Here is a 999-nt window from a genome sequence, read left to right as displayed (position 1 = left end):
GGTCAATACAACGCTGACGTGATCAATCTACTGGAACGTGGCAGAGTATTGCGCTCATTACCCATCGACGAATTCAAAGTAAGTTGCCCGTTTTCCGTAACTAAAACTACTGAAATCCTACCTTTACGCATAGAAAAAGCCAAATATACCGATTCGCTCGGCTATTTACCAAGTACGCTTCCCGCGCTCAAAGCATCTGCCGGGAAAAAAGTGCAATCTGCCTTGCGTTTGGACTTCTCACTCAGCGTACCTGGCGCATGTTCGGAAATGTTGCCGGATGAATTATCTGTGTTTTTAGGTACGGAACTTTCTAAGTCATCTGCACTGCTGTTTTTACTGGCCTCAGAATGCGTAGGCGTCGTTTGCCACAGTTATGAGAACCCCAAACAATGGTATTACCCGTTGTCCTCCAAACCGGAACATCGGGGATTTCGGGAAGATGAAGCCTTATCGTTTAATTTGGACAAATCCGTCAGTGCATTCCGGATTATGCAGGAATACGCGCGACTACCGGAAAAATTCCTGTTTGTTGCTCAAAAAGATATCAAACAGGCTGTCCGTCAGGCTGAGAATGACGGACATTTGCCCAAAGTACCCGAACATTTGGAAGAAATCGTAAACGATAAGGGTGTCAATAAAAAAATCATTACCTATCGCAAACGTTATTTCAGTCTTTCATTTTTATTCAGCAACAAAATCCCCGAATTGACAGAATTGATCGGTGTAGAGGATTTTTCCGTCAATGCGGTACCTGTGGTAAACCTTTTCAGAAAAAAAAGCTCCCGCTTCCCTGTAAACATCCAAGACCAGGAACACCACGTTATCATCGACCGTACACAACCTTTAAATTATGAAATCTACGCCATCGAACAAGTAAAAGGTTTTGACACCAACAACCGTCAAACCGTTGTATTTTCCCCGATGTACAAAGCGCCGGATATAGGACTCTTCCCCGAAGCCCAAACTCAGCATGCTTATTTTTCAGCACGGCGTGCAGAC

1 protein-coding gene is annotated in these 999 nt (G+C 44.3%); it reads left to right on the top strand.

Annotated features, from left to right (window positions below; all coding sequences use genetic code 11):
- Positions 1 to 999 (top strand): type VI secretion system baseplate subunit TssF (locus tag ACTHUR_RS11980; RefSeq protein WP_440398717.1); only part of this gene is annotated, 999 nt, incomplete at both ends.

The sequence above is a fragment of the Neisseria sp. P0021.S007 genome, assembly GCF_051956855.1.
Note: the sequence above shows the minus strand (reverse complement) of the source record. Positions and strands in the feature narration are given on the sequence as shown.